This is a genomic window from Burkholderia sp. S171 (assembly GCF_009766085.1).
GTDB lineage: Bacteria > Pseudomonadota > Gammaproteobacteria > Burkholderiales > Burkholderiaceae > Caballeronia.
The window spans coordinates 83,298-109,403 of the sequence record NZ_LMUF01000062.1 but is presented as its reverse complement, the minus strand read 5'-3'; the positions used below and the strand labels follow the sequence as shown (position 1 = coordinate 109,403).

At 58.4% G+C, this 26,106-nt stretch carries 24 protein-coding genes and 2 pseudogenes; 10 read left to right on the top strand and 16 right to left on the bottom strand.

Annotated features, from left to right (window positions below):
* Window positions 1-728 precede the first annotated feature (728 nt).
* Window positions 729-2,138 (bottom strand): MFS transporter, encoded by a 1,410-nt coding sequence (locus GSQ93_RS34845; protein WP_158940468.1) that lies wholly within the window; start codon window positions 2,136-2,138, stop codon window positions 729-731.
* Between the two features lie 27 nt (window positions 2,139-2,165).
* Window positions 2,166-3,137, bottom strand: a complete 972-nt coding sequence (locus tag GSQ93_RS34840) for an amidohydrolase family protein (protein WP_158940467.1) — start codon at window positions 3,135-3,137, stop codon at window positions 2,166-2,168.
* A 275-nt stretch (window positions 3,138-3,412) separates the two neighbouring features.
* Here GSQ93_RS34840 and GSQ93_RS34835 point away from each other — a divergent pair, with 275 nt between their 5' ends.
* From GSQ93_RS34835 to GSQ93_RS34825, 3 genes are all read left to right on the top strand, one after another.
* Complete coding sequence (locus tag GSQ93_RS34835) at window positions 3,413-3,877, top strand: MarR family winged helix-turn-helix transcriptional regulator (RefSeq protein WP_158940466.1); 465 nt, start codon at window positions 3,413-3,415, stop codon at window positions 3,875-3,877.
* A gap of 119 nt (window positions 3,878-3,996) precedes the next feature.
* Window positions 3,997-4,965: a LysR family transcriptional regulator gene (locus GSQ93_RS34830; RefSeq protein WP_367889801.1), complete on the top strand. Its 969-nt coding sequence runs from the start codon at window positions 3,997-3,999 to the stop codon at window positions 4,963-4,965.
* Window positions 4,966-5,041: 76 nt separating this feature from the next.
* Window positions 5,042-5,587 (top strand): glutathione peroxidase, encoded by a 546-nt coding sequence (locus GSQ93_RS34825; RefSeq protein ID WP_158940465.1) that lies wholly within the window; start codon window positions 5,042-5,044, stop codon window positions 5,585-5,587.
* A 157-nt stretch (window positions 5,588-5,744) separates the two neighbouring features.
* Here the strand turns inward: GSQ93_RS34825 and actP are convergent.
* The 3 genes and pseudogenes from actP to GSQ93_RS34810 all read right to left on the bottom strand — a co-directional run.
* A pseudogene (gene actP, locus GSQ93_RS34820) lies at window positions 5,745-6,110 on the bottom strand (cation acetate symporter); the annotation flags it as partial.
* Window positions 6,111-6,365: 255 nt separating this feature from the next.
* On the bottom strand, window positions 6,366-7,580 hold the full coding sequence (locus GSQ93_RS34815; protein ID WP_158940464.1) for an MFS transporter: 1,215 nt from the start codon (window positions 7,578-7,580) through the stop codon (window positions 6,366-6,368).
* Window positions 7,581-7,638: 58 nt separating this feature from the next.
* Window positions 7,639-8,292 (bottom strand): DsbA family oxidoreductase, encoded by a 654-nt coding sequence (locus GSQ93_RS34810; protein ID WP_158940463.1) that lies wholly within the window; start codon window positions 8,290-8,292, stop codon window positions 7,639-7,641.
* Window positions 8,293-8,410: 118 nt separating this feature from the next.
* Between GSQ93_RS34810 and GSQ93_RS34805 the strand changes: the two genes are divergently transcribed.
* Entirely contained in the window at window positions 8,411-9,334 is a 924-nt protein-coding gene (locus GSQ93_RS34805) for a LysR family transcriptional regulator (protein ID WP_158940462.1), read from the top strand.
* Window positions 9,335-9,347: 13 nt separating this feature from the next.
* Here GSQ93_RS34805 and GSQ93_RS34800 read toward each other — a convergent pair whose 3' ends face one another.
* Window positions 9,348-11,102 carry a diguanylate cyclase gene (locus tag GSQ93_RS34800; protein ID WP_158940461.1) on the bottom strand — a complete coding sequence of 585 codons (1,755 nt, stop codon included), beginning with the start codon at window positions 11,100-11,102 and terminating at the stop codon, window positions 9,348-9,350.
* Between the two features lie 452 nt (window positions 11,103-11,554).
* Here GSQ93_RS34800 and GSQ93_RS34795 point away from each other — a divergent pair, with 452 nt between their 5' ends.
* Entirely contained in the window at window positions 11,555-12,250 is a 696-nt protein-coding gene (locus GSQ93_RS34795) for a mobilization protein (protein ID WP_158940460.1), read from the top strand.
* 199 nt (window positions 12,251-12,449) lie between these two features.
* Here GSQ93_RS34795 and GSQ93_RS34790 read toward each other — a convergent pair whose 3' ends face one another.
* Window positions 12,450-14,687 carry an NADP-dependent isocitrate dehydrogenase gene (locus GSQ93_RS34790; RefSeq protein WP_158940459.1) on the bottom strand — a complete coding sequence of 746 codons (2,238 nt, stop codon included), beginning with the start codon at window positions 14,685-14,687 and terminating at the stop codon, window positions 12,450-12,452.
* A 599-nt stretch (window positions 14,688-15,286) separates the two neighbouring features.
* Between GSQ93_RS34790 and GSQ93_RS34785 the strand changes: the two genes are divergently transcribed.
* On the top strand, window positions 15,287-16,186 hold the full coding sequence (locus GSQ93_RS34785; RefSeq protein WP_158940458.1) for a DapH/DapD/GlmU-related protein: 900 nt from the start codon (window positions 15,287-15,289) through the stop codon (window positions 16,184-16,186).
* Window positions 16,187-16,235: 49 nt separating this feature from the next.
* A complete protein-coding gene (locus tag GSQ93_RS34780; protein WP_158940478.1) occupies window positions 16,236-16,619 on the top strand; it encodes a hypothetical protein in 384 nt (127 codons plus the stop codon).
* A gap of 20 nt (window positions 16,620-16,639) precedes the next feature.
* On the opposite strand, the gene GSQ93_RS34775 is transcribed toward GSQ93_RS34780, so the two are convergent.
* The 5 genes from GSQ93_RS34775 to GSQ93_RS34755 all read right to left on the bottom strand — a co-directional run bounded on the left by GSQ93_RS34775 (window position 16,640) and on the right by GSQ93_RS34755 (window position 19,450).
* Entirely contained in the window at window positions 16,640-16,936 is a 297-nt protein-coding gene (locus tag GSQ93_RS34775) for a 4Fe-4S binding protein (RefSeq protein ID WP_158940457.1), read from the bottom strand.
* Entirely contained in the window at window positions 16,933-17,247 is a 315-nt protein-coding gene (locus tag GSQ93_RS34770; protein ID WP_158940456.1) for a hypothetical protein, read from the bottom strand. The genes GSQ93_RS34775 and GSQ93_RS34770 overlap by 4 nt, the downstream gene beginning before the upstream one ends.
* A gap of 12 nt (window positions 17,248-17,259) precedes the next feature.
* Window positions 17,260-17,823, bottom strand: coding sequence for an RNA polymerase sigma factor (locus GSQ93_RS34765; RefSeq protein WP_158940455.1), 564 nt, complete (start codon window positions 17,821-17,823; stop codon window positions 17,260-17,262).
* Window positions 17,824-18,139: 316 nt separating this feature from the next.
* A complete protein-coding gene (locus GSQ93_RS34760) occupies window positions 18,140-18,985 on the bottom strand; it encodes an oxidoreductase (protein ID WP_367889800.1) in 846 nt (281 codons plus the stop codon).
* 180 nt (window positions 18,986-19,165) lie between these two features.
* Window positions 19,166-19,450 (bottom strand): hypothetical protein, encoded by a 285-nt coding sequence (locus GSQ93_RS34755; protein WP_158940454.1) that lies wholly within the window; start codon window positions 19,448-19,450, stop codon window positions 19,166-19,168.
* A gap of 306 nt (window positions 19,451-19,756) precedes the next feature.
* Between GSQ93_RS34755 and GSQ93_RS34750 the strand changes: the two genes are divergently transcribed.
* Window positions 19,757-20,203 (top strand): cupin domain-containing protein, encoded by a 447-nt coding sequence (locus GSQ93_RS34750; protein ID WP_158940453.1) that lies wholly within the window; start codon window positions 19,757-19,759, stop codon window positions 20,201-20,203.
* A 34-nt stretch (window positions 20,204-20,237) separates the two neighbouring features.
* Here GSQ93_RS34750 and GSQ93_RS34745 read toward each other — a convergent pair whose 3' ends face one another.
* On the bottom strand, window positions 20,238-21,569 hold the full coding sequence (locus GSQ93_RS34745) for a polyhydroxyalkanoate depolymerase (RefSeq protein ID WP_158940452.1): 1,332 nt from the start codon (window positions 21,567-21,569) through the stop codon (window positions 20,238-20,240).
* A 220-nt stretch (window positions 21,570-21,789) separates the two neighbouring features.
* On the opposite strand from GSQ93_RS34745, the gene GSQ93_RS34740 reads away from it, so the two are divergent.
* Window positions 21,790-22,443 carry a glutathione S-transferase family protein gene (locus GSQ93_RS34740; RefSeq protein WP_158940451.1) on the top strand — a complete coding sequence of 218 codons (654 nt, stop codon included), beginning with the start codon at window positions 21,790-21,792 and terminating at the stop codon, window positions 22,441-22,443.
* A gap of 7 nt (window positions 22,444-22,450) precedes the next feature.
* On the opposite strand, the pseudogene GSQ93_RS34735 reads toward GSQ93_RS34740, so the two are convergent.
* Window positions 22,451-22,597 (bottom strand): annotated as a pseudogene (locus GSQ93_RS34735) (response regulator); the annotation flags it as partial.
* 102 nt (window positions 22,598-22,699) lie between these two features.
* Entirely contained in the window at window positions 22,700-23,659 is a 960-nt protein-coding gene (locus GSQ93_RS34730; protein ID WP_158940450.1) for an SDR family oxidoreductase, read from the bottom strand.
* A 90-nt stretch (window positions 23,660-23,749) separates the two neighbouring features.
* Between GSQ93_RS34730 and GSQ93_RS34725 the strand changes: the two genes are divergently transcribed.
* The gene (locus GSQ93_RS34725) at window positions 23,750-24,691 is read left to right on the top strand and encodes a LysR family transcriptional regulator (RefSeq protein ID WP_158940449.1); all 942 of its coding nucleotides are present in this window, start codon (window positions 23,750-23,752) and stop codon (window positions 24,689-24,691) included.
* Between the two features lie 3 nt (window positions 24,692-24,694).
* On the opposite strand, the gene GSQ93_RS34720 is transcribed toward GSQ93_RS34725, so the two are convergent.
* The gene (locus GSQ93_RS34720) at window positions 24,695-25,927 is read right to left on the bottom strand and encodes an O-antigen ligase (protein WP_158940448.1); all 1,233 of its coding nucleotides are present in this window, start codon (window positions 25,925-25,927) and stop codon (window positions 24,695-24,697) included.
* Between the last annotated feature and the right edge of the window lie 179 nt (window positions 25,928-26,106).

Sequence of the window (26,106 nt, the reverse complement as noted above, 5' to 3'; positions counted from 1 at the left end):
TCCGAACACAGGTTCTGACACGCTTCGCCACCAGTGACTGAACCCGCCCATGGTTCACCCCGCGCTATCCGCGTGAACCAACCACCAAATCAGTACGCATGACGAACCACATCGCCAACCCACTACACGACCAAGCAACGAGGCCGCAAGCATGCGTGAGCCATATTCCACGAAAACGACCGTGCACCCCACGCCGCCAATTCACCAAAAAATTAAGCCGTAAATATATGTTCAGCCATATGGCTCACTAAGATGACCACGCAGACCACGCAGACCACGCAGACCACGCAGACCACGCAGACCACGCAGACGGTTCAGCCAACCTGCTAAGAGACGAGGCCTCAAATACGCGTGAGGCCGTGCCGGTCCGTGGAACACTCGTGCTTGCCCGAGAGCACGGGTGGCGAAGCGTGTCTATGTCAGGATTCGGGAGAAGGAGGGGTTCAAACATCCTGCGCTCTGGCGAGCACCGTGCTTTTGGGGCACCTATGAATCAAAACTGCACGCTGTGGACACTTAGGGTAGAGCGGTTGAAAGCGTTTTCTTTGCTTCGTTTCTTTGTCGCTTTGGACAAAGAAATGACGGGCGGCACGCACAGTGGCTAACAGTGATAAAGAGAAAATCCGACTTACGCAGACCACTAACGCCGAAAGCACCAACCCAGCATAGACCCCGACCACCAACCCCCAAACCTCGCGCCCAACGACACTTCCCACGCCAAGTTCCTCTCACACGACTTCCACCTCTCCAGCAGCAGACGATGACCTAAACAACCTATCACGCGAAAGCACAGCAATCATCACACACGACAACACCGCGGGAATGGCAGCCGCCATAAAAAGATGCACCGACGACCAATGCAACTCCATCAAATTACCCGCAACAATAGGACCGACAATCGATCCGGCGCGACCGATACCCAAACTCCAGCCCACCCCCGTAGCACGCAACGCGGTAGGATAAACAGTTGCCGCAAGCGTATTGTTCGCCGGTTGCGCCCCGACAATTCCGAACCCGCTCACGACAACAAACACCATCATCAGCGCAAACGAGGCGTGCGCTATCTGACCGATCCCTGCTATCGCCAATGCCGCGATCAGATACCCCGGCGCCAGGATACGGAAAAATCCCCAACGGTCGATAAGCGGCCCCATCGCAATCGTTCCAATTACCCCGCCTACTTGAAGCGTGGTGCCGACAAGCGCCGCGCGAGACACGCTGTATCCGGCATCGGCTGCAATGGTCGGCAACCAGTTCGCCAGGAAAAACAGATTCAGCAAGTTCATGAAGTTGACGGCCCACAGCAGCAGCGTCACGCGCGCTCGGCCGGATGCGAATAGCGCGCTGACCGGTCTGCCCGTCAACGCTTGTTCACGCACGAGATAGCGATGCGGCGCACCGCTCTCAACCAGCGGGGAAATCTTGCTAAGCCAGTGACTCACGCGAGCGAGACTACGCTGGCGCAGTACGAGGAACTGCATCGATTCAGGCAAATAGGCGAACATTGCGACTGCAATGGCCAGAGGAACGGCGGCGCCAAACAGGAACACCGACCGCCATCCCGCCGCAGGGATCAGCGCCGCCGACGCTAAACCGCCGAGTACCGCACCGCCCGTAAAGCCGCATGAGACCCACATCATCAGTGTTGCCCGTTTGCGCGTCGGGCTGTACTCGCTGACCAGTGCAATCGCGTTGCCCATGATGCCGCCAAGCCCCAGGCCAGTGATAAAACGTAACACCAGGAGTTGCGGCAGCGTCGAAGCGAACGACGTCGCAAACATGCAGATGGAGAGACAAAGTGTCGCGCCGATCAACACAGGCCGCCGGCCGATCCGGTCGGCGACGGGACCGAGGATCAGCGACCCAAGCATCATGCCGATCAGGCTCGTGCCGAATACCGGCCCCATCGCCGCGCGGGAAACTCCCCATTCGTGGATGATCGACGGTGCAACGAAGCCCATCGCCTGAACGTCAAAACCATCCATCACCACCGAGAAGCCCACGAGCACCATCACCCATTTCTGGAAGCGGCTGAGGGGATGGCTGTCGATCAGTGCGGCGATATCGATTACGTCGCTTGTCTCACCGGTTGGCGTACGATTGATGCGATCGGATAGTGCAGCCGATTTTGTGTTCATCGTGGCTCCGGGCTTCTGCGGCATTTTTTACTTCAGGCCGAAGAGCCGTTGCGCATTGTCGCGTCCGATCTTGCGGCGGTCGTTCTCGCTGATCTCGCAGTTGTCGAACCACCGCGCGGCGTTTTCATGCTTTTCGAACGGGTAATCGACCGAATACATGATGCGGTCGCTACCCACTTCGAGCAGGGTCGACAGCAGCGTTGGTGTGCGGAAATTGCCGCTGGTGGTGATGTACACGTTCTCGCGCAGGTAGTCGCCAATCTCGCGTTCGCAGGGCATGCCACGACGTCCCTTGCGCAAAATGTGATCGATACGCCAGACGTTGACGGGAATGCCCTCGCCGAAGTGACCAAGGATCATCTGCAATGTCGGGTACCGATCGAACAGGCCGCTCGACATCAGCCGCAACGCATGCACGCTCGTTTCCGCAGCGAATGCCCAGGTCGGTCCGGTCAGCCAGGGGCTGCCTTCGTAGATAGGTTCGCGGCTCGGCAGCGGGTCGCGCGGATGCATATAAAAGGGCTTACCCAGTGCGGCGGCGTGATCCCAGAAGTCGGCGAACTGCGGGGCATCGTAGTAAGCAACGGTCTGCTCGTCACCCACTTGGGAAAAGCCGTTCACGAGGAAACCGTGGAAACCAAGTTGCAACACGCAACGCTCGAGTTCGAGCGCGGCTGCGTCCGGGTCCTGCATCGGTAACGCAGCGAAGCCGCCAAAGCGTGTGGGATGACGTTGAATCTGCTCGGCGAGAATGTCGTTGGCGCGCTTGGCAACCTCTACGGCTGTTTGCGGATCGGGGATCGACTGGACTGCTGGCGAGTTGAGCGACAGGATCGACAACGCCGTGCCCCATTCGTCCATCTGCTCGAGCCGCTGTTGTTCAAAATCCAGAAGGTTTTGCTTGAGTTGCGTCCACATCTCGGGGCGCGCATAAGCCTGAGAGTCACCGATAGTCAGATCGATGGCGAAATGCTCTTCTAACGCAATTTTATCTTTCATGATGGCAGGGCGGCGAAGGAGAAAAGGGGCAATTGAGATGGGCTGATGACATCAACACGGCAGCGACGCGATCGCATCGCGTAGCACATTAATTGAAAAATCAAATAATGTGAATGAAGTATATGCTTGATTTATCAAATACTAATTCGGGAATACCCTAGAACCGTTCGATGAATAGGGAAAAGACTTTCGCAAGATTCACAGCCGGAGGAGAGGCGGGGTATACTTGACAAATCAATCAAATAGTTATTGCACTGTGAAGAGGATTGCAGCACATGGGAAAGCGGCAGGAGGGTTCCATCACGGTTGAGCACGATCTGGAGGGGGCGGTTCCGTATCTGGTGGCGAGAGCGGGCAGCAGGATGGGAAACGCGTTCGCCAAGGCACTCAAACCCTACGGGCTCAGCCTGACAGAGTGGCGGGTATGCGCGTCACTGGGACAGACACCTCATCAACGGTTATCGGAGCTGGTGGTTCGTGCGTGTGTCGACGTGTCGGCGCTGTCTCGTATCGTCGATCGCCTGATCGCTCAGGGCTACGTTTGCCGCGAGAAGAGCGAGGAAGACGCCCGTGCGGTTCAGCTTTCACTCACTGTAGAAGGAGCGAATCTCACGCGGGAAATCGTGCCGTTGGCGAAGCACTATGAAGCCGTTGCAGTGAACTGTTTTACTAAAGCCGAAGTGAAGATGCTGCGTAACTTGCTCGACCGGCTGTACGACAACGCTGAGCCGCTGGCCTGAACGAGGTTTCCCCAACCACCGTCCTCCGGTGGCGCGTTGCCGGGCGCTGGCGAACTGTCCAATGCCAGTGAGGATCGGCGGTCGCGTATGTCGCAAACCTGTCGTACTTGATCGGATGAATGATGGACAAGCTTGGAAAAATGCGGATGTACATGGCGGTTGCAGATACAGGCAGCTTCACCGCTGCCGGGCAGCTTTTGGGCAGCACCACCGCGCAAGCGTCGCGAGCAGTCTCCGACCTGGAAACCCATCTGCGCAGTCGCTTACTCAACCGTTCTACGCGACGCGTTGCGTTGACCGAAGCGGGTGCCCGCTATCTTGAGCAATGCCGGGAAATCCTGGATCGCGTCGACATAGCCGAGGCACAGGCGGGCAATGCGAAGGCGCTGCCGAAAGGCGTGTTGCGGCTTCACGCGCCGTCCGCTTTCGGCCAGTACTACGTGATTCCGGCGCTCGCGAAGTACTGTGAGAAGTATCCGGATGTGCGTGTCGACCTGACGCTTTCTCAGCATGCCCCCGATATTCTGGAGGGCGGCTTCGATGTATCGTTGCACGTGACGCACTCCCCGTTGCCTGACTCGGCGATGGTCGCGGCCCAGCTATGCAGCGTGCCCACGGTGCTGTGCGCGGCACCCTCTTATCTGGCTAGCACCGGCTCGCCGAAAACCCTTGCCGATCTGCGCAAGCACAGTTGCCTGCAACTGCTGACCTCATTCTTTGCGTCGGACAAGTGGACTTTTAGCTCTGACCAAGGCACGGAGGTGTTCGATGTGCCACTGCCGAAGCTGCGCGTAAGTTCGGCAGAGGCGCTGGCAATCGCGCTGCGAGAAGGCATGGGCATTGCACCGCTACCTTTGTTGACAGCGCTTTCGTTTCTAAGGAACGGTGAGCTTGTCCGGGTGATGCCGACCTATGAATTACAGAGCTCGACCGTTTATGCGCTCTATGCATCGCGCGAGTATCTGGATGCGAAAATTGCTACGTGGATCACGTTCTTGCGTGAGCATATTGCGGCATCGCTGTTGGCAGGTCAGTCTGCCACGAAGGTCGCGCCATTGAAGGGAATGGACGACCTGTGCAACGGTTAACGGTTCCGGAGTAGGATAGACGGCGCTTAGTGAAATTCCCGGCAGCGCCTGATCCTTAATTCCATCGAGCCAAACTATGAGCCAGACAATCTACGATATTCCCCTGACATCCATCGACGGCGCGGTGCTTACGCTTGAGCCGTTTAAGGGCAAAGTCTTGCTGATCGTGAACGTAGCCTCCAAGTGCGGGCTCACGCCGCAATATGAAGCACTGGAGAAGCTTTACGAGGACAAGCGGGCCGACGGCCTGGAAGTTCTGGGCTTTCCGGCGAACAACTTCAAAGGTCAGGAGCCAGGCAGTGACGCCGAGATCAAGGAATTTTGCAGCCTGACCTACGACGTTAAATTCCCCATGTTCTCAAAGGTTTCAGTGGTCGGCGCCGACCAGCACCCGCTGTACCAGACGCTCACGACCACGCAGCCGGACACAACTGGCGACGGCCCGTTTCGCGAGCGGCTCAAAGGCTACGGCATTGAGCCAAACCCCGCGCCTGATGTGTTGTGGAACTTCGAGAAATTCCTGATTGGCAGGGATGGCCGCGTGGCGGGCCGTTTCTCGCCGGATGTCACGGCAGATGATCCGCGCCTGCTTGAGGCAATTCAAACTGCATTGTTGAACTAAGCGAAGCAACGGTTTAGCGGCACCGCTGTGGCTGCGCGATGAGACCGCCGGCAGGACCGGCGATCGCACACGCGCAGCGCATGTCAATGAGACGAATCGAGCCGCCACACAACGAGCCCAATCCGTCGATCCTCTTTTATATAAGCGCGAATAGTGCTTAGCCTCGGTTCATCATTCCAAGCTCGCAGTCCACAAGTTGATTGCCATACAACGCGCGCTCTCGCATCGCTTGTGTCGACCGGTCGGTGACGGAGAAAAAGAAAATACCGGCGAATGCGACGATCATCGAGAAAAGGGCCGGGTACTCATACGAGTAGACCGCATGCGCATGTCCGAGCACCTGGACCCAGACAGTCGGACTGAGGATGGTTAGGACCACTGCGGTGATGAGGCCGAGCGAGCCGCCGATCACTGCACCACGTGTTGTCAAACCGCGCCAGTAGATGGAAAGCAGGATGACCGGGAAGTTGGAGCTGGCTGCAATCGAGAAAGTCAGGCTCACGATAAACGCAATATTCTGCTTCGGCCCTCGGCGAAGCCGGGGCTGAACGCGTTGAAGATTGCCTGCACGAGGGGGGCTCCAGTACCAAACTGCAAAAGCACAGCAGGCAAACGCTCACTCGCAAGCGCAAGCGTGGAGAACTCTGCGACCGACGCAGCGGTCAGTTGTCCTGCGCTGCTCGATGCAGGGTGCGTCTGCCCGGCTTGATCGGGCAAATGCTGTTGCAGTTCGGTGGCACCAGTTTCGTTTCGATACCCAAGGAGCGCTCAACTCCGTTCAAGCCGTTGCCGCTGCAACCGACTTGCCGACCGCCAGGTAATGAATCAGGGCGATGATCGGAAACACGCTCGCAACGGTAGCGGTCAACGTCCATCCACCATGGTCATACAAGCTGCTGGCGAGCGCGGACCCAATCGCGCCGCCAATGAAAATGCTGGTCATATAAAGCGCATTCAGACGATTCCGGCTGGCCGCATGCAACGCATAGATTTCGCGCTGGCCGAGCACCATGTTCATCTGCACAGCGAAGTCCAGCACAACGCCGGTCACGACCAGCCCGCCCACGCCCCACGCCGGATGAATCAACGCCGGTGTGAACGCCAGGGCACCGACCACGAGCGCAATCAACGTAGCGCGGACCGAGTGCCCGGCGTCAGCGAGCCGCCCTGAGATGGGCGCGGACGTGGCGCCTATCGCGCCTACCAGCGCGAACACCGCGATCCCGTTCTGCGACAGACCGTAATGACGCGTCAACTCGATCGGCACAGCGGTCCAGAAGAGACTGAACGTGGCAAACATCAACCCTTGATACAACGCACGATGACGCAGTACCGGCAGGGTTACAACCAGCTCGCCAAGCGAATGGATCAACTGAAAGTAGGTCGCCTGATGCGTGGGCTGGCGGCGCGGAATGGTCAAAGCAAGAACCGTTGTCACGATGGCCATCAATACCGCCGCCGAGCCGAACACCGCACGCCAGCCGAAATGACCGGCCACCACGCTTGAGATCGGCCGTGACAACAAGATGCCAAGCAGGAGCCCGCTCATGATGTTGCCGACCACGCGGCCACGCGATTCATCGGGTGCAAGGTGTGCGGCCAGCGGAATCAGGATCTGCACCGCGACCGAACTGAAACCGACCAGCAGCGATACCGCCAGGAACGCGTTCGGCTGATGCGTGACGGCTGCCAGCGCCAGGCTGAAGATGGAGACAATGGCTGTCGTGATCATCAGCTTGCGGTTCTCCAGCAGATCGCCGAGCGGAACCAGGAAGAACAAACCGAATGCGTAACCGATCTGTGTCAGCGAGACGATCAGGCTCGCCGTACCGCCTGACATGTGAATGTCCGGCGCGATGAGCTCGGTGATCGGTTGCGCGTAGTAGAGGTTGGCGACGATCGCGCCGCAGCAGAACGCAAATAGCGCGATCATGCCCTGGGTTAGCTTGACTGTGCCGCCGTTCTGGCCGGCCGCAGGTGCGTTAGGCGTCATGTGATGGATCCTTCAGTAGTCAAGATTGTTTTTAATGTTCGATGTTCATCAAGGTCGGTCATGCGGCGCTCCGTTCAAGCGCTGACCGCAATGCGCTGGCGAATACCGCCGGCGGTTGCGCACCGCTGATCGCTTCGCCCGCGATGAACACGGTCGGCACCGACCGAATGCCTTGCTGTTGCGCCAGCCGCTGCGCTTCGCCGACTTTTGCAAGACCTCGATCCTGCGTCAGGTAGTCCTCTGCCGCGGCAGCGTCGAAACCATTTGTCGCGGCAATCTCAACCAACGTGCCGAGCCGGCCAATATCGCGACCCTCTGAAAAGTACGCGGTGAATATCGACTGATAGAGGGCTTCGGTCTTTTGCGCGTCGCCCATGCTCAACGCGTACTGCATCAATTGATGAGCGAGGCGTGTGTTCGGCGTTCTGCTGACCTTGTCGTAGTTGAATTGCGCGCCGGCAGCGAGGGCTGTAGCCGCGACCTGCGCGTCCATGCCTTGCGAGCGTACCCAACTGCCGAACTTGGCCGTCCGGTATTCGCGCCGGTCCATCCCGTCCGCAGGCATCGTGGGGTTCAGTTCGAACGGCACATACTGGATTGAAACGGGCACCGGCAGGTTGGCTGCGCGAATTCCCGATGCAAGATTCAGGTGGCCGATCCAGCACCAGGGACAAATGAAGTCGTAGTTGACTGAGATTTCGATGGCTCGCACGGCGCGCTCCTGAGGAAGATTACCCACAGGATATCGATTGCAATTCGTTAGTAGAATACGTTCGCAGAGCAATCTCGCGTTGCGTGCCACGCAACGCTAAGACCGCGGAGCGATCAAATTGGACAAACTGGTTGCATTGACGACCTTGCTGGAAGTGGCCGAGGCCGGTGGCTTTTCCAAGGCTGCGCAGCGCCTTGGGGTGGCCACGTCGTCGGTGACGCGGCTGATGGATGCGCTCGAAGCATCGCTTGGCACAGCCTTGCTGACGCGCACCACGCGGCGGGTCAGCCTCACCGATGCCGGCACTGCGTACGTCGAGCAAATCAGCAAGGTGCTGGACGACCTGGCTGAAGCCGACGACAGCATCTTTGACAGCGGTGCGGCGCCCGTTGGCGCGCTGCGCATCTCTGTGCCTACGGCATATAGTCGGCTGTGCCTGGCGCCGCATCTTGCCACCTTCCTGAGCGAATATCCCCGTGTGGTGCTCGATGTAGTGGTCGCCGACCACTACATCGACCTCGCAGCGGAGCGAATCGATGTCGCGATTCGAATCGGCTTGCCCTCACGCGATGAAAGCCTCATCACCAGGAAGCTGGCCGACAACAAGCGGTTTGTCGTGGCGAGCCATGAGTACCTGGAGCGGCACGGCTCGCCTGCTGAACCGCAGGCGCTGGCAAATCACGAATGCATGCGCTTCGCGTACGGCGGACCGCATCGCGCGACAAGGCAGGTGTGGACGTTCCGCCAGGGAGCCACGGAAGAACGGGTCGAAGTGCGCGGCCACCTGATTGCCAATAACGCTGACGTGCTGTTCGAGGCCGTTCTTGCGGGCAGGGGCATCGGACTCATGCCGGAGTGGCTGGTGGCGCCGGAAATTGGTGCCGGTCGTCTGCTGCGCCTCTTCGAAAACATCGAGGTCAATCCGCATGCGGGCGACGCGGTGATCTACGCTGCTTACCTGCCGAATCGCCGCCATTCGAGCAAGGTGCGCACCTTCGTGCAGTTTCTCGCTGCACGCGTGCAAACGCCCATGGCGGAATGATCGGCAGCGGATGCTAGTGGCTTGTCGAGTTTTCGATGTCCGACACAATGCAGTTACGCCCGCCCAGCTTCGCGCTGTAAAGCAGTTTGTCGGCACGGAGCAGAAGGGCGTCCAGCGTCTCACGCCCGGTCTGCGAAGCCAGCGAGATCCCGAAGCTCAACGTCACGGTAAAGCGAACGCCATCGAGTTCCAGCGCGGTGGACGCGAGCCGCCGTCGCAGTTCATTGGCGGTGCCAATGGCTTCGCTGGCGTTATCGACCTTTGTCAGCACAGCGAACTCCTCGCCGCCGAGGCGTGCCACGATATCCGGCTGACGCCAAATCTCGCTGCATAGTCTGCCGATCGTCTGCAGCGCCAGATCGCCGGCGGCATGGCCCAGGGTGTCGTTGATCTGCTTGAAGCGATCCGCGTCGAACATGATGAGGACCTGCTTGGCTTCCGTCGGCCCGCGCCTGCTGAGCGACGCGGTTGCCTTGCGTTCGAACGCCCGGCGGTTGAGCAAGCGCGTCAGGAAGTCGGTGTCGGCAACGGTCTCGAGTTCGCGCAGCAGGATAGTGCGCTCGTGCTCCAGCCGCATTTTTTCGATGCTGTTTTCCTTCAACACAAGGATCGCGTGAAACAGGCTGCGGATCTCAAGCCGGTGTTCACCGTGAGGGATAGGCGTTTCGAGTTTTCCATCGGCGATCGCCATGATGATGTCTGCGGCCTCTATAAACGGTTGGACGAACCGTCGCCTGAAATACACCGATGCAATCAGCAAAAGGTAAAGAACACCCGCGGTGCCGACGGCGCTTGCAACCAGCAGCATCAGCGAATCATTACGATGTCCTTTGACTTCGGTCTCCGCCAAATCCAGTACGTAGTCGCGAAATTGCACGATAGGCTGCATGGTCGGCACATAGTCCGCGGCCAGTTGGGCAGCCGTGAGGCCGGCACCTTCGGGACGCGTTGCCATGACGCGGACACGCGCGATGTAGCTGAGGCCATTATCGTAATAGACGCTGGTGAGGCGCTGATAGGTGGTTGCGCTGATCGGCGTATGTTCTACACGGGCAGCGATCAGGCCGCGCAATTCATCTATACGTCCCTTAGCCCGTTCTTGCGCAAATAATTCGGTTTCACTCAAGGGGCGATGAGCCGTTAGCGCCGCAGTGAAGGTCGACCCCAGAAGCCCCGCCTGTTCACGAAGTTGAGCGGTCAACCGAGCGGTCAAGATGCAATTCAGTGCGCTGGGGTCGCCCCGCACAACGCCCGCTGCGCTCGCATTTGCCAGTGGTCCGAAGTTCGGAATGACGGCGACCATCTGATTGACCGCGCTTAGGACGGCATCATGATCACGTTGTTCTATGGGCTGAGCGATCAGGTGGTCGACTTGCTCGCGGGCAGCAACAAGCTGTGTTTGTACTGTATCTACGGACGCGCGTTCAATTGTGCAGGCGGGGCACACCTCACTTGCAATCAGCGAGCGCAGCACGGCTAAACGGCGATCACTTTCGGCGCGCGCGTTGATTAAGGGAAGTCGCAGAGACGGCGCATGCCGGGCATCTGCGCCAAGCGCGCCGTTAGCAGGACCGCGCTCCGCCGATACGCTTTCCATGGCAAGCAAAGCAGCACGAAAACGGTCTAGTGATTGAACCCCATTCTCCGCTAACGAATAGGTGCGTGATTGATGCACGAGCAAGGGCGTCGCAAAGCTCAAGACCAGCACGCACAGAGCGGCCATTGTCAGCTTGAGTCGCTTGGCAAGCAGGATCCGGGTTGAGGGCATTTTTGTTAATTCGCAGCAGGTCGCTTGCCAGACACATTCTTAAAACAGGGCGACTTATTGCAGCCGGTGATTCAACATACCGCAGCCCGCCGGAATCGTCTACCCGGACAAAACACCATCGTTAAACCGTTTTCTTTTAAAAAAACCGGCAGCTTATCTACTTGGAACCGTTGAGCGGATGTCGAGGAAAATGTAATCGTGGATGATTTCCCTTAGTTAACGACACGTTAGCCGCTTTATTTAGCAAGCGCGGGGAGAGGTTTATTTTGGGTCTTGCCGCTTCGGCCGGCTTCCGTCCGATTTAACAAATCCATGCGAGAACACAGCATGCTGCTGTCACGCATTTCTTTTCCGTGTAGCCTGAGCCGCTGTTACCCAAGTCGCTGTTACGTCATCGAAACGCGATATTCTTGTCTCCACCCAGCCCGCTCCTCGAGAAAGGATCCGCAGAAATGAGCTACATCCACTTCATCGGTGGCGAAAAAGGAGGCGTCGGCAAATCGCTCGTCGCCCGCGTATTAGCCCAGTATTTTGTTGATCGGAGCATCCCGTTCACGGGTTTCGACACCGACAAATCGCACGGCGCGTTGTTGCGCTTCTATGCGGATTTTGCTGCACCGGCCGTGCTTGATCGTCACGATAGCCTGGACCCCATCATTGAACATGCGCTTGAGGATCCCCAGCGGCGCATCCTGGTTGATCTTGCGGCGCAGACGCAGCACTCTCTCGGGAAATGGCTCGACGAGGCGGACGTGATCGGTCTCGCGCAAGAGCATGGACTGACGCTGACCTGGTGGCACGTGACGGACGCCGGGCGCGATTCGGTCGACCTGCTGCGGCAGTGGCTCGATCAATTCGGCGGACGAATCAAGCTGGTCATCGTCCTGAATGAGGTTCGGGGTGACCGGTTCGAGATTCTGGAAACATCAGGGGAACTTGCCCGGGCCGAAGCGCTGGGTGCCAGTGTGATCAGGCTGCGGCGCTTGCCCGATACCACGATGCAGAAAATCGATCAGCACGGTGTCAGTTTTTGGGCTGCCGTTAATCATCCGGATCGAGCCGCTTCCGGCCTCGGTTTGCTGGAACGACAGCGCGTCAAGGTGTGGTTGAATCGGGCCTATGGGGAAATGGGTAGTCTGGCGTTGTAGTGGAGAGATTGGCCCGGAATGAAGTGTTTCCGGGTCGCCCAATAATAGGTAGTTATACCAATCAAATGGGATGAAAAGCCGGCGCGGAAAATCCTGTCGAACTATCCGCGCCTGTGCCTGCAAGAAACTACGCCGTTCACGCTTTCTTCCGGCCGAAGCCGGAAGAAAGCGATCAAAAGCTACAAGGCAATGAAACGTCTCAGGCCTGGGCTGCCGCCAGCGCAGCATTCAGCGTCTTGCTCGGACGCATGACCGACTCCAGCTTCGCGAAGTCAGGCAGGTAGTAGCCGCCGATATCCGCTGCCTCACCCTGGACCGCCGACAACTCAGCCACGATGGTCTTCTCGTCCGCCGTCAGTTGCTTCGCCAATGGCGCGAACTGAGCCGCCAAGTCTGCATCTTCCGTTTGTGCTGACAGTTCCTGCGCCCAGTACATCGCGAGATAGAACTGACTGCCGCGGTTGTCCAGTTGCCCGGTCTTGGGCGACGGGTTCTTGTTGTTCTCAAGCAGTTGACCCGTAGCGGCATCCAGCGTCTTTGCCAGGACCTTGGCGCGCGTATTGCCGGTCTTCAACCCCAAGTCTTCCAGCGACACCGCCAGCGCCAGGAATTCACCCAGCGAATCCCAGCGCAAATGGTTCTCTTCCACCAGTTGCTTGACGTGCTTCGGAGCCGAACCGCCCGCGCCAGTTTCGTACATGCCGCCGCCAGCCATCAGCGGGACAATGGAAAGCATCTTGGCGCTGGTGCCCAGTTCCATGATCGGGAACAGGTCGGTCAGGTAGTCACGCAGGATGTTGCCCGTGACCGAGATCGTGTCCAGGCCGCGGATGACACGCTCCAGCGTGTAACGCATCGCGCGTACTTGCGACATGATCTGGATGTCCAGGCCCTGGGTGTCGTGATCCTTCAAGTAGGTCTCGACCTTCTTGATCACTTCGGCTTCGTGCGGACGGTACGGGTCCAGCCAGAAAATGGCAGGCATGCCGGAGTTGCGGGCACGCGTGACAGCCAGCTTCACCCAGTCGCGGATCGGCGCGTCCTTGACCTGGCACATGCGCCAGATGTCGCCTTCTTCCACGTTTTGCGTCAGCAGCACTTCACCCGTGGCGATGTCGACAATGCGCGCTTCGCCCGCTTCCAATACTTCAAAGGTCTTGTCGTGCGAGCCGTATTCCTCGGCCTGCTGCGCCATCAACCCGACGTTGGGCACCGTGCCCATGGTGACCGGGTCGAAGTTGCCGTTGGTCTTGCAGAAGTTGATGATTTCCTGATAGATCCGCGCAAACGTGCTTTCCGGAATCACGGCCTTCGTGTCCTTCGGACGACCGTCGGCGCCCCACATCTTGCCGCCAATACGGATCATGGCCGGCATGGATGCATCGACGATGATGTCATTAGGCGCATGCAGGTTCGAGATACCCTTGGCCGAATCCACCATCGCCAATTCAGGACGATGCTCGTGGCACGCATGCATGTCGCGGATAATTTCTTCGTGCTTGGAAGTGGGCAGGCTTTCCAGCTTGTCGTACAGGTTGACGAGGCCGTTGTTGACGTTCACGCCCAACTCATCGAACAGCTTGCCGTGCTTCTCGAAGGCTTCCTTGTAGAAGATCTTCACGGCATGACCGAAGACGATAGGGTGCGAGACCTTCATCATCGTTGCCTTCACGTGCAACGAGAACATCACGCCGGTCTTGCGCGCGTCTTCCATCTGTTCTTCGTAGAAGTCGCACAGCGCCTTCTTGCTCATGAACATGCTGTCGATAATCTCGCCGTCCAGCAGCGACACCTTCGGTTTCAGCACGATGGTCTTGCCGCTTTGCGTGACCAGTTCCATCTTCACGTCGCGAGCCTTCGCAACGGTCATGGACTTTTCGCCATGATAGAAGTCGCCATGCTTCATGTGGGCCACGTGCGTGCGCGAAGCCATGCTCCACTCGCCCATGCTATGCGGGTTCTTGCGAGCGTAGTTCTTGACGGCTGCGGGCGCGCGGCGATCCGAGTTGCCTTCGCGGAGCACCGGGTTCACGGCGCTGCCCAGGCACTTGGAATAACGCTGGCGGATTGCCTTCTCGGCGTCGGTCTTCGGTTCCTCAGGGAAATCCGGGACCTTGTAGCCCTTGCCCTGCAGTTCCTTGATCGCGCCGATCAACTGGTGCTGGGATGCGCTGATGTTGGGCAGCTTGATGATGTTGGTTTCAGGCAGCAGCGTCAGGCGGCCGAGTTCGGCCAGGTTGTCCGGCACCCGTTGCTCTTCAGTCAGGAATTCCGGGAATTCGCCCAGGATACGGCCAGCGACCGAAATGTCGCTGGTGGTGACGCGGATTCCGGCCGGCGCGGTGAACGTGCGGATGATGGGCAGGAAGGCGCTGGTCGCCAGCAGCGGGGCCTCGTCGGTGAGGGTGTAGATGATCGTAGGTTGCTCGGTACTCATCGCTTATCTCAAGAAAAATGGGTTGGGGACGCCGCCGGCTGCGTCAACGACCGGGGTTAACCATCGAATTTTGCCTGATTTTGCTTTCAAGAGGGCTGAACCGGTCCGGCGTTTCGCATTACAACCCGCAAATCGAGGGTTTTTATTGCTTTCGCGAGCGGCTGCGGGGCGTTCCGGGTCGACCGCTAATGCGCGTAAGCGCCTAAATTTAAAGACTAAATTGCTACGCGGATTCCTTGAGCTGCCGTTTGCGTTGCCTTAACCCGCTAATGGCGGCACGCGCGACGAAAACAGCGAAAAACGTGGGGCCGCCTGGGTGACAAGTCCGCCCGGCCGGAAAATGCTCGGCGCTTACCGATGTTTATTTAAGGCTGAACCGGCGGATTACTTAACTCGGATCAACGTCCCTGACCATGGCTTCATACCGTCCAAGGGACTCGATACGGACCGACAGGGCGAGCCAAAACACGCTTTCGCACTGCGTCCGCTACCGGCATCGGCAGACGTTCCGCTATGATTCCCCGAGCCACCCGTTCCACGCTATTGCCTTCACACCGGCGTGTTTAGATCAATCGTCGCATTAGAGAGAGGAGCATTCGATGGCTATTCAACGAACCGGTCACAGGTACCGTGACACCGGTACAGGCAAGACGATTGACGTCTGGTTTCCGGCTTCGGGTGCCAGCAAAAAGCGCAGTTGCCTCGCCGAGAAAGTGGGCCTCATTTCCGGTGATTTCGTTGACGTCGTGCTGGAATCGCTCGAGGCCCCTCCCGTTTCGACGGAAGATGCCTATCTGCGCTTGCATCTGCTTTCCGACAGAACCGTCAAGCCCAACGAACTCAATCTCGACGGAATTTTTGGCTTGTTGCCCAATGTTGCGTGGACATCCGCTGGTCCCGTGCTGCCCGGCAATGTCGATGATCTGCGCGAGCGGGTAGCGTCTGAGTACCACCATCTCACGGTGTCGTCGGTCGATAAATTTCCCCGCATGACGGACTACATCGTGCCCGACGGCGTACGGGTTGCCGATGCGGATCGCGTCAGACTGGGCGCTCATCTAGCTGCCGGCACAACCGTCATGCATGAGGGTTTCGTGAACTTCAACGCGGGTACGCTCGGCGAGTCGATGGTCGAAGGCCGCGTGACGCCGGGTGTGACCGTCGGCAAAAACTCCGATGTCGGCGCGGGCTCATCCATCATGGGAACGCTGTCGGGCGGCGGTAAAACCAAGAACGCCATTGGCGAGCGCAGCCTGCTTGGAGCGAACGCTGGCATCGGCATTTCACTCGGAGACGAGTGCATTGTCGAAGCGGGTCTTTACGTCACGGCGGGTACGAAGGTGAAGATGCCCGACGGTAAGGTCGTTTCAGCAAGAGAGCTGTCGGGTCAATCTGGCCTGCTGTTTCGTCGAAACAGTCAGACCGGTGCAGTCGAAGTTCTACCGACCAATTCTTCCCGCTGGGGCGGGCTGAATACGAGCTTGCATAGTAACGACTGACCGTAGATTTCAAGCGTCTTTACCGGCACCGAAATAGGGGATGAGTGCAATGAACCGAGAAGATCAGATGCCGTCTGCGTCGAAAATTTTTGCGACTCCGCTCGACTTATACAGGGCGATTTCGCGCGTGTGGTCGGGAGACACTTCAAGCCCGACCGACGCCTGGTCTTCGTCCAATCCGGCGCAGAATCATTGCAGCATTACCGCGCTCGTTGTGCAGGATCATTTTGGCGGAGAGATTCTTTCCACCAGGACGTCGGGGGGAACGCACTTCTACAATCTAATCGACGGAAAGAAGTGGGATCTGACCGTTAGCCAGTTCGCTGAACCCATCCCGTATGACGATACTCCTTCCTCTCGCATGGTTGCGCTGGCAGATACCTCTGCGCAGAAATACGAGCTTCTCACGGACCGTATCAAGCTGTTGGTTTAAACCGCTTCAGCGGCGTGATGTCAACTCATCCGGGCCAAGGTAATAGCGCGTTCGGGACACGCGGTTACGCATAAGCCGCATGCCCGGCACGCATCAGCATTTGGCGTGTAGGCGACCTTCATGCCGTGCACACGCAGCTTGAATTTCTGCAACGTACCCAGGCGTTGATAGTCGACGGTGTCGATCCGGCGGATATCGAAGACGTTCTCGGGACACACGACGGCGCAATCAGCCTTGCCCTCGCACCGGTTGAAGTTCACAACGGGCACGATCACGCCCGGTGCCTGTTTGCACGCGGATGCCGACATATTGCTCATACCGCATCCTCTTGCGGCTTGCCGCGGCCGCAGCGCATGCCCTTCTGAAACTTCTCGCGCTCCTCCGGTGTCATCTGTTCCCACCGGCGCCACTGCTGGCGTCCACGCCAGCCCCCATGGCCCCGGAATCCGCCGAACAAGATCCGGCTCAGAATCAAGAGGCCCAGCGCATGCGCAAAATCGATCGCGCGAGCCCCGACGAACAGCGCCGGCGCCACCCAGTTCCATAAGGTCATCACCATCCATCCCAGCACCGCAATGCCCACGATCACCAGCAGCGCTTTGCCGAGGAATCTCATTCTGAATCTCATCTAACTTCTCCTTTAAATATCCAGTTCGTCATAGACGGTTTGCAAGCGGACGCGCAGATGCAGCACCGCATAACGCTTGCGTGCCAGCAGGGTGTTCAGCGCCACGCCACTCTCTGAAGCCAGTTCCTTGAAGCTGCGGCCCTCGATCTCGTGGGCCACGAAAATATCGCGCTGGTTTTCCGGCAGTTCATCGAGCGCGTGTTGCAGGGCCGCCAGGAGCACCGACCGGGCATAGGCGGCTTCCGGCCCGGCATCGTGGGCAGGAAGCGCCAGATCCAGCCGGTATTCGTCGTCGGCGGTATCCGCGTTGTCGCCGGTCCCGGCTGTCTCGCTCAGAGGCTGCTCTTTCTTCTTGCGAAAGCGGTCGATGATGCGATTACGCGCCACGCGAAACAGCCATGCGCTGACTTGTTCAATAGGTTCGGGAAGCCGGTACGCCTGCACGAACTCGTGAAGCACGTCTTGCAGGATGTCTTCGGCGTCGCTTGGATCACGCACGCGACGCCGGATGAAGTTTCCGAGTTTCGTACGCTCACGCAAGACGGTCGCGGTGATGTCGCTGTCTCTATCGATCATCGGGTTCGTGGGCGGCGGCTGTTCCATACAGGTGAAGACGTTTCACGATCGGGAATATTGTGGCTGGCAGGAAAAAAGCCGCGACGGGCGTGTTCGACGCACACGCCAAGCGCGTGCAACGCGAATTCACAGGAGACCACGATTTTGTGCGCGGCGGTTGATCGCATGTTTGACGCAGGTTGGAGAAGGGCCTGCAGAGGTGTGCGGCAGTGCCGGTTTCCCGGCTGGTATTTCCGAATTTACCCGAAGGCGACGCCGTCAGCGCCCGCTCGATGGGCGCCTACGTGATCAAGGCAGATGAAACCAGACAAAACCGTTAGGCGGCGTAGTCACCGTCAGTGGCGACCGAACGGGCGCGCCAGCGATTGAGCTCGGCCTGCATGCCAGCGAGTTTCGCGTCGGCGGCATTCACTGCAACCGATCCAGCGATAAAACGCATCGGCGGCGCGGCCTCGTTTGCCAACTCCACGAGTGCTTTGGCGAGCTTCACTGGATCACCCGGTTGCTGACCGTTGCGTTGTTCGAACGACGCACGCAGCCGCTCGCGCCGGTCATCGTAGTCGGCCACCGTGGTTTGCCCGAAGCGAAGCGATCCGCTGGTAAGGAAGTCGGTGCGGAAAGGACCGGGCTCGACAATCGTGACGAAGAGACCGAACGGTGCAATTTCCTTGGCCAGGGACTCGGAGAAACCTTCAAGCGCAAACTTGCTTGCGCTGTAAAGCGAGCACACTTCCACGCCGAGGATGCCGGCAAGCGACGAGAGGTTGAAGATGCGTCCGTGGCGAGCGGAGCGCATGACAGGCAATGCAGCCCACGTCACGTTGAAAACACCGAACAGATTAGTGGCGAACTGAGCCTGCACGTCCTCGCTGGTGTTCTCTTCGAAGAAACCCAGATGGCCGTATCCCGCGTTGTTCACGAGTACATCGATCCCACCGAATCGTGACACGGCGGCTTCAACCGCGGCGTGCGCCTGAGCCGCGTCGGTCACGTCCAGCGCGACACCAAGCAGTTGGTCGCTGTCTGGCCCCAGGTTCTTGGCGATATCTTCCCGCTTGCGTCCCGTGGCGACGACTCGATCACCTGCCTGGATCGCGGCCTTAGCGATAAGCGCGCCTAGGCCACGGCTTGCACCCGTGATAAACCATGTTTTCTGCATCATTGGCTCCTTTGCTGATTGAGCCTTTATGGAACCATGATGCGATGCCCGCACGATAGACCGATCCTCGCGCGTTCTTGCCTGAACGTGCAAAACGTAGTGGAGGATGGGTAAGGTAAATTGCGTGTGATGAAATAAGGCTTGCTCTTCGTCAGCGCTGGCGGCTTGGCCGGCTTAGTCGGCTTAATCGTCGAGCTCGCTCATGCAACCAATTAGCCTGGAAGGATCAGCGAGGAAGTCTTCAATGGTGCCCTCGTCCTCGAACAGCATCTTGAGGACGCATGCTTCGTCATCGGTCAGGCCTGCTTCGATCAATTCCCCATCGCGCCCAATGGTGTCGCAGTCGTCCAGGGTCAGCTCCGCTATGACGGCGGAGGACAGTTTGACGGGCCATTTTTCACTGAACGCGACGGTCACGACTTTTCGCGTTTCATCGTAGGCTCTGATCTCGACGCTGATGTAGGACATGGTGTCGATCTCTCCAGTGAACGTACCCGGGATGGCTCGCGCTCGCGCTATAACCTGATTTAGCAGCACACGCTCGTTCGTGTGCAATGTCTTTAGCGGAGTTTGAGCGCAAAACGTCAACGAGTGAACGTGTTTTTAAAATGCCACTTTTAATCGACCGCATGCCCTAACTTTTGTCCAAGGGCGACTGCAAGCAGCCGACCAATTACTTTTCCGTTAAGGCCATTCAAGTTGGAACGCTTGATGCATAGCAAAGTGGCTAGCCCTTTTCATTCGACAGTTTTGCTGCCTAACCGGAGCGTGCCCATGTCATCTGAAACGTTCGAACTTGCCACTCGCTTTTCGCATATCCGGCCACAAGACACCCCTTATGAGGATCAAGGGTTGCGCGATTTTTTTCTTTATCGTGATTTAGGCATTGCAGACGCGACCGGCGGCAAGGTGATCGCGCAACTCGTCAAAGCTAACAATGCACCAGAGCAAGGCACAGGTTGGCACCGTCATGAAGCCGAATTCCACATTGTGATCATGCTCAAGGGCTGGGCGCGTTTCATGTATGGCGACAAGGAGACACTGGTGGCAACGGGCGACTGCGTTCATCAAGCGCCAGGAATCGTGCACTACCTCTTCGATTATTCCGAGGACATGGAGTATCTGGAGATAGTCGGCCCTGCCGACTTCACTTCCATCGACGCAAAGGGGCCGTGCGACGTTCCTGCTTTCACGCCATGGAAGAGCCAGCAACCTGCTTGAAACGAACTTGAGACGGCGTTCTTAGCAAAGCGTATCAAGGCCCTTCGGACTGCACATTCACATCCATGCGCGGTGCGGCAGGGCGTGCGAGCGGCGCCAATGATTGCAAAGGCTGGGCGCGCGCGTTGATGACAATCGGGCTTGGCTCGTTGTCGTGGATCATTGCGCGCACGCGCGGATAAATATGGCGCTCCCAGCGCTTGCCATTGAACACACCATAATGGCCGACCCCTGTTTGCACATGGTGGGTCTTCATGTAGGGGCGCAATTTGCTGCACAGTTCCTGCGCGGCAAGCGTCTGGCCGACCGCGCAGATGTCGTCGCGCTCGCCTTCAACGGTCAGCAGCGCGGTTCGCCGGATCAATGACGGATCCACCCTGCGTCCGCGTACTTCGAGTTCATGCAGCGGCAACGCGTGTTGTTGAAAGACCGTGTCGATGGTCTCGAGATAAAACTCAGCGGTTAAATCCATCGTCGCGAAGTATTCTTCATAGAATACGCGAATGGCCTCGGCCTTCGCAGGGTCACCCTTGGCGCGCTGATACACCATGTCTTCGAACGCATCGAAATGACGTGCCGGATTCATCGACATGAATGCCATCAGTTGTGTGTGGCCCGGATAAACGCGACGGCCTGCGCCCGCGAAACCCCACGGCACGGCGCTGATCAAATTCCGCTCGAACCATTCTATCGGCTTGCTCTTTGCCAGCACGTTCACCGACGTCGGATTGATACGCGTGTCGATAGGCCCGGCCATTAGCGTCATGCTGGCGGGTTGCAGGGGATGATCGTCTGCGGCCATCAGGGACACGGCTGCAAGGGCGGCGACGGTCGGCTGGCAGACCGCCAGCAAGTGCGTATTCGGTCCCAGCGCAACGATAAAATCGATGACATGCTGGACGTATTCATCGAAACCGAAACGGCCTTGCGACAGCGAAACGTCGCGCGGGTTGATCCAGTCGGTGATGTAGACGTCGTGGTCAGGAAGCAGGGTGCGCACCGTGCCGCGCAGGAGCGTGGCGAAGTGGCCGGACATGGGCGCGATCACCAGCACGCGCGGCTGTTTAGGTCCGCCTTCCTTCGCCAAATGCAGCAACGAACAGAACGGCGTGGCGAGCGTTATCTCCTCGACCACGGGGACGCTTTTGCCGTCCATCGCCACCGAGTCGATAGCAAATGGACGCCGGCTATGCGTGAGTGCTGACAGCGCGACCAGATCGCATGTGGCTCGCAGTGACCGGCCTTGAGGTGTATCGGCGAGAAAAGGCCAGGCGTCCAGCGCGTGATTGACCAGTGCCGCGCCGTGGCGCACCGGCAGCGAGAGGTCTGCCATCGCCTGATAGCCGGAGTATGCGAATGGGTTCATCGCCTTTCGCTTGAGCGCGTATTGTCGAGTAATGCAAAACAACGCAATACGTATGCCAACCGAATGCGGGCGTATAGCGACAGCATAAGGGCGGTTCAAAGTGGCACATCCCTTGCAGCATTCCTGAACGCGCACTGAATATGCTGTCTTTTGGTGCGTATGTGCACTGCGCCGCGCACTTGGGCGTGCGTGTTTCGCTTGAATCGCCGAGGAGCTTCAGATGACGAACGCCACGCTCACTATCAGCAGCAAGAACTATTCGTCGTGGTCGTTGCGAGGCTGGTTGCTGACCAAGTTCAGTGGGCTGCCGTTCGACGAGTTCGTGATGCCGGTAGACGATCCCGGCGCGCGTGCCGAACTGCTGCTGCTCTCGCCGTCCATTCTCGTCCCGTGTCTGGTCCATGATGGCATCAAGGTATGGGACACGCTCGCGATTGCGGAGTACCTGAACGAGGTGCGGCCGAAAGCAGGGTTGTTGCCCGCTGACCGGCGCTTGCGCGCGCACTGTCGCTCTATTTGCGGAGAAATGCATTCGGGTTTCGCTTCGTTGCGCTCGGCATTGCCCATGAATATAAAAGCGCACTTCCCGAACTTCACGATCTGGGCACGCGCACAGACGGACATCGAGCGAGTAACGGCGATCTGGCTCGAATGCCTCAAGCAATACGATGGCCCATACCTGTTCGGCACCCTGAGCGCTGCCGATGCAATGTTCGCACCGGTCGTCACGCGCTTTGTCACGTACGACGTCAAGCTCGAGCCGGAGATTGTCGAGTATGCGCAGCGCATTCTTGCGTTGCCGGAGATGCAGCAGTGGATTGCGGATGCGCAGCAGGAGGTTGAGGAGATCGACGAGCTGGATGCCGAGTTTTAAGGCTGGCCTAGCTTGCCAGCTTCCTGAAGGTTTCCAGTACTACGTCGCCTTTGAAGGGCTTGACGATCCAACCCTCGACGCCGACGGCCTTGCCGCGCTCTTTCATGGCCGGGCTGCTTTCCGTGGTCAGCGTGATGATATTGACCGTGGTGTTCATAGGCTCGATCAACCACAATCGGTTGTTTTTCGTTTGCAATACAGACCGCTGCGTAAGTTGCGGAAACACTGCCGCTTGTTCCCGGTGAACCCTTGACGCTCAGATGCAACGCATTGAACTCAACGTAGTCTTTACCGCCTCATCCCAAGGCGTATGCGGCTCTTCGCCCAGCGTAGCCAGCAACGGAGCATTCTCCATGCGGATGGGCTTCTTCCACAAATAGCGCATCTCCCGCATCTCACGGAACATCTCGGAGAATGGCGACATCAGCGGAAGCACCCACCACGGGAACGCTCGCACCTTGACTGTGGGTTGGTCGACCGAGCGTTTGATTGCATCAATCATTTGCGTGCCGTCGGCGTCCCAGTGGCCTCTCATGTGAAAGGTCGCGAACACGGGGAGCACACGTTCCTGTTCGATCAGACGCACCATGGTTTGGGCTACGTCCGGCACATAAGCCCACTGATGCCCAATACCCGCTTTGCCCGGATAAAACATGGCGCGAACAGGTTTGCCCGGTTTGACGAGGCCGCCTGAAAACCAGTTGTTGCCGGTCCCGCCGGGGCCGAAGAAATCACCTGCCCGAACGACAAGACTGCGTACGCCGTCCGCGCTTGCCGCTTGCAGGCGGCGCTCCAACTCGACGCGAATCGCACCTTTATGCGTGAGCGGTTCTTGAGACGATGATTCGCGCAAGACAGGGAACGCGTTCGGGCCGTAGTTATAGACGGTGCCGGGCAGCACGATCCGTGCGCCTGAAGCGCGTGCCGCGGCAATGGTGTTCTCGATCATGGGAAGCACCAGTCCGGCCCAGTTGCGATATCCGGGTGGATTGACCGCATGGAGAATGATCTGGGCGCCGTTTGCAGCTGCAATCACGTCCTGTCGGTTCATTGCGTCGCCCTTGATCCATTCGAATCGATCGTCGCGATCAGTCAACGCAGCGGGGTCCCGTTGCAATGCGCGCACCTTCCAGCCACGCGCAATAAGTTGCCGCGCCACTTCGCCACCAATGCTGCCGGTCGCCCCCAGAACCAATGCCGTGCGAGTGTTTGTCATCCCTGCCTCCTGAAGTAATGATGATTATTCTTGCGCACGCGACAGTTAAATGGAATTATTGATATCAATAGAGCTGATATACATTTTTGTATGACTGACACTGAACCCAGTTGGGATCTCTACCGGACTTTCTTGGGCGTCTTGCGCGAGGGTTCGCTCTCGGGAGCGGCACGTGCGCTAGGACTGACGCAGCCTACGGTGGGACGTCATGTGGATGCGCTTGAACAAGTCATGGGCTATGCGCTCTTTATCCGCACGCAACAGGGACTTAGCGCTACGCAGGAAGCGCTGGCACTAAAACCTTTTGCCGAAGCGCTGGAATCGAATAGTGCTGCGCTGTTGCGGGCCGCGTCGAGTCAAGGCGTGGGAGTGCGCGGCACGATCCGTATTACTGCCAGCGACGTTATTAGCGTGGAAGTGTTGCCGCCTATCATCACTGCGCTGCACGCCGCTTACCCCGATCTGATCATCGAACTGATGCCGTCCAACCGGATTGAAGACCTCTTGCAGCGCGAAGCGGACATCGCAGTGCGGATGCAGAGACCAAGCCAAGGCGTGTTAATAGCGCGCCGGATTGGAAATGTCGAGCTTGGACTCCATGCGCATAAGCGTTATTTGGAGCGTCGCGGCAAGCCGGCGAATATCGACGAATTGGCTAACCATGCGCTCATAGGCTTCGACAAGGAAACCGCTTTTATTCGCAGCGTGAAGTCTCAGCTACCCGAACTGCGCCGGGAGCTGATGGCGCTACGTACCGACAGCGACCTCGCTTCACTTGCGATGTTACGAGCGGGTTTTGGTATTGGGATGTGTCAGGTGGGGCTTGCTCGCCGCGACCCTGACCTGATCCGGCTTTTCCCTGGAAAGATATCGCTTCGATTGGATACCTGGCTCGCCATGCATGAAGACCTGCGCGACAACCCGAGTTGCAAGGTCGCATTTGCAGCCTTGGCTGAAGGACTGGATCGATACGTTCAGGGCGCCTCGGAGAGCATCACATTCCCCAAGCTGCGAACACAGCCTAACCGCTGACCGCTAGCCGATAGTTTCCAACTCGCGCTCTGCCGGCTTGCTATCGACAGAATGCGAGGCCGCGCGATATCCACCCGTAGCCGCGCCTAGCGTATTCAAGCGCATGGCGGATTGACCTAACAACCAGCCGCAATAAGACCAGAACATCAGCATGGTCGACTGCCACATGAAGTCATCGGTCAGATTCTTGGCGAGCATGCCCAGGATCAACGCAATGCCTGCGCGACACAACTGTGGATAAATCAGGCGCATCGCGAAAAACTGATAAGCGAGGCAACTCAACGCGGCAAGCTGAAGGATCAGCCCAACACTCCCGACCTGCAGCAGGGTATTGAGAAAGAGGTTGTGCGCATGCGTGCGCACATTACCGTCCAGCTTGACCAAGTCATCTGGAACAAGGCTTCCGTAAGCCAGCGAGGGTAAAGGTTTGCCAAAGCCAATGCCTATCCAGGGATGCTTGGCGACCTGGCTTCCATAGAAGGCCCAAATTCTTGGCCGCGCATCCGAGCTCATTGCGTGGCTCACGCCGCTGATCACGCGTAGCCGCTCAATCAATGTTGCGGGCCTGGGCGCCGGTGCACTTTCTATCGCGGCAAGTTGCGTATCGGAGGTATCAGGGGTATCGGCTCCGTGAGCAACGACACGTAAAATGCCTGGTGCTGCGCTGGCCGCTTGCGCGACTGGAACGGTCACACTGCTAGCGGCGCGGCTCATGAGCCTCAGCTTGTTGCTGGACCCCACGGCCACCAGCGTCACTAGAAGCAATGCACCCAGCGCGGTCCATGCCCGCACGCGCTCGCGTGACGAGCGGGGCCATAACAGCACCACGGCAACCACCGCTAGCGCAATCCAGAAGAAGCGGTTCAACGTGGCGCCACCAATCACCACGCAAAATAGCGCGCCCGTCAGGCCACGTAGTCTTGTTTCAGTCTTGGCGGCCATGGTCGCGAAGAGGGGGATGACCATGAGCGCGAGGGTGCTGGAATGCCCAACCCGCGCATAGAAATGCATCAGCCCCGGCTTGGGTTCGGCCGGGTCAAGATAGTTGAAGTAGACGACACTAATCACCGCCAGGATCAGGCAAGTGACCCACGCCACGTTCTGCAACAGGCGCTGTTGCTTAGCCGGTGATTGCCCCACGAGCCAGAACGCATAGAACGCCGCTAGCGGATAAGCCACTTCGTCAAGCCATGCATGCAAGGTCGCGCCTGGGTTGACTGACCATGTTGCGGACATCAAGGTCCAAAGGGACCAGACGCCAAGCGCTATTAGCAAGGAAGATGCGGGAAATGCGTGATCGGGGGCGCGGGTTAGTAGAGACTTAATAGCAAATGAAATGACAATCGCGATCAGAAGGCCGATGCCAATGTATTTGATAGCTGTCATATGGTCGAACATCCCCACGAATAACAGCA

Bases quoted from the DNA above. Each gene is read 5' to 3' on its own strand.
- GSQ93_RS34790 (WP_158940459.1), bottom strand. From the start codon at position 14,687: ATGAGTACCGAGCAACCTACGATCATCTACACCCTCACCGACGAGGCC.
- GSQ93_RS34780 (WP_158940478.1), top strand. From the start codon at position 16,236: ATGAACCGAGAAGATCAGATGCCGTCTGCGTCGAAAATTTTTGCGACT.
- GSQ93_RS34740 (WP_158940451.1), top strand. From the start codon at position 21,790: ATGACGAACGCCACGCTCACTATCAGCAGCAAGAACTATTCGTCGTGG.
- GSQ93_RS34795 (WP_158940460.1), top strand. From the start codon at position 11,555: ATGAGCTACATCCACTTCATCGGTGGCGAAAAAGGAGGCGTCGGCAAA.
- GSQ93_RS34765 (WP_158940455.1), bottom strand. From the start codon at position 17,823: ATGATCGATAGAGACAGCGACATCACCGCGACCGTCTTGCGTGAGCGT.
- GSQ93_RS34825 (WP_158940465.1), top strand. From the start codon at position 5,042: ATGAGCCAGACAATCTACGATATTCCCCTGACATCCATCGACGGCGCG.
- GSQ93_RS34785 (WP_158940458.1), top strand. From the start codon at position 15,287: ATGGCTATTCAACGAACCGGTCACAGGTACCGTGACACCGGTACAGGC.
- GSQ93_RS34830 (WP_367889801.1), top strand. From the start codon at position 3,997: ATGATGGACAAGCTTGGAAAAATGCGGATGTACATGGCGGTTGCAGAT.
- GSQ93_RS34800 (WP_158940461.1), bottom strand. From the start codon at position 11,102: ATGCCCTCAACCCGGATCCTGCTTGCCAAGCGACTCAAGCTGACAATG.
- GSQ93_RS34840 (WP_158940467.1), bottom strand. From the start codon at position 3,137: ATGAAAGATAAAATTGCGTTAGAAGAGCATTTCGCCATCGATCTGACT.
- GSQ93_RS34770 (WP_158940456.1), bottom strand. From the start codon at position 17,247: ATGAGATTCAGAATGAGATTCCTCGGCAAAGCGCTGCTGGTGATCGTG.
- GSQ93_RS34725 (WP_158940449.1), top strand. From the start codon at position 23,750: ATGACTGACACTGAACCCAGTTGGGATCTCTACCGGACTTTCTTGGGC.
- GSQ93_RS34750 (WP_158940453.1), top strand. From the start codon at position 19,757: ATGTCATCTGAAACGTTCGAACTTGCCACTCGCTTTTCGCATATCCGG.
- GSQ93_RS34720 (WP_158940448.1), bottom strand. From the start codon at position 25,927: ATGTCCGCAACATGGTCAGTCAACCCAGGCGCGACCTTGCATGCATGG.
- GSQ93_RS34745 (WP_158940452.1), bottom strand. From the start codon at position 21,569: ATGAACCCATTCGCATACTCCGGCTATCAGGCGATGGCAGACCTCTCG.
- GSQ93_RS34775 (WP_158940457.1), bottom strand. From the start codon at position 16,936: ATGAGCAATATGTCGGCATCCGCGTGCAAACAGGCACCGGGCGTGATC.
- GSQ93_RS34835 (WP_158940466.1), top strand. From the start codon at position 3,413: ATGGGAAAGCGGCAGGAGGGTTCCATCACGGTTGAGCACGATCTGGAG.
- GSQ93_RS34815 (WP_158940464.1), bottom strand. From the start codon at position 7,580: ATGACGCCTAACGCACCTGCGGCCGGCCAGAACGGCGGCACAGTCAAG.
- GSQ93_RS34730 (WP_158940450.1), bottom strand. From the start codon at position 23,659: ATGACAAACACTCGCACGGCATTGGTTCTGGGGGCGACCGGCAGCATT.
- GSQ93_RS34845 (WP_158940468.1), bottom strand. From the start codon at position 2,138: ATGAACACAAAATCGGCTGCACTATCCGATCGCATCAATCGTACGCCA.
- GSQ93_RS34755 (WP_158940454.1), bottom strand. From the start codon at position 19,450: ATGTCCTACATCAGCGTCGAGATCAGAGCCTACGATGAAACGCGAAAA.
- GSQ93_RS34760 (WP_367889800.1), bottom strand. From the start codon at position 18,985: ATGATGCAGAAAACATGGTTTATCACGGGTGCAAGCCGTGGCCTAGGC.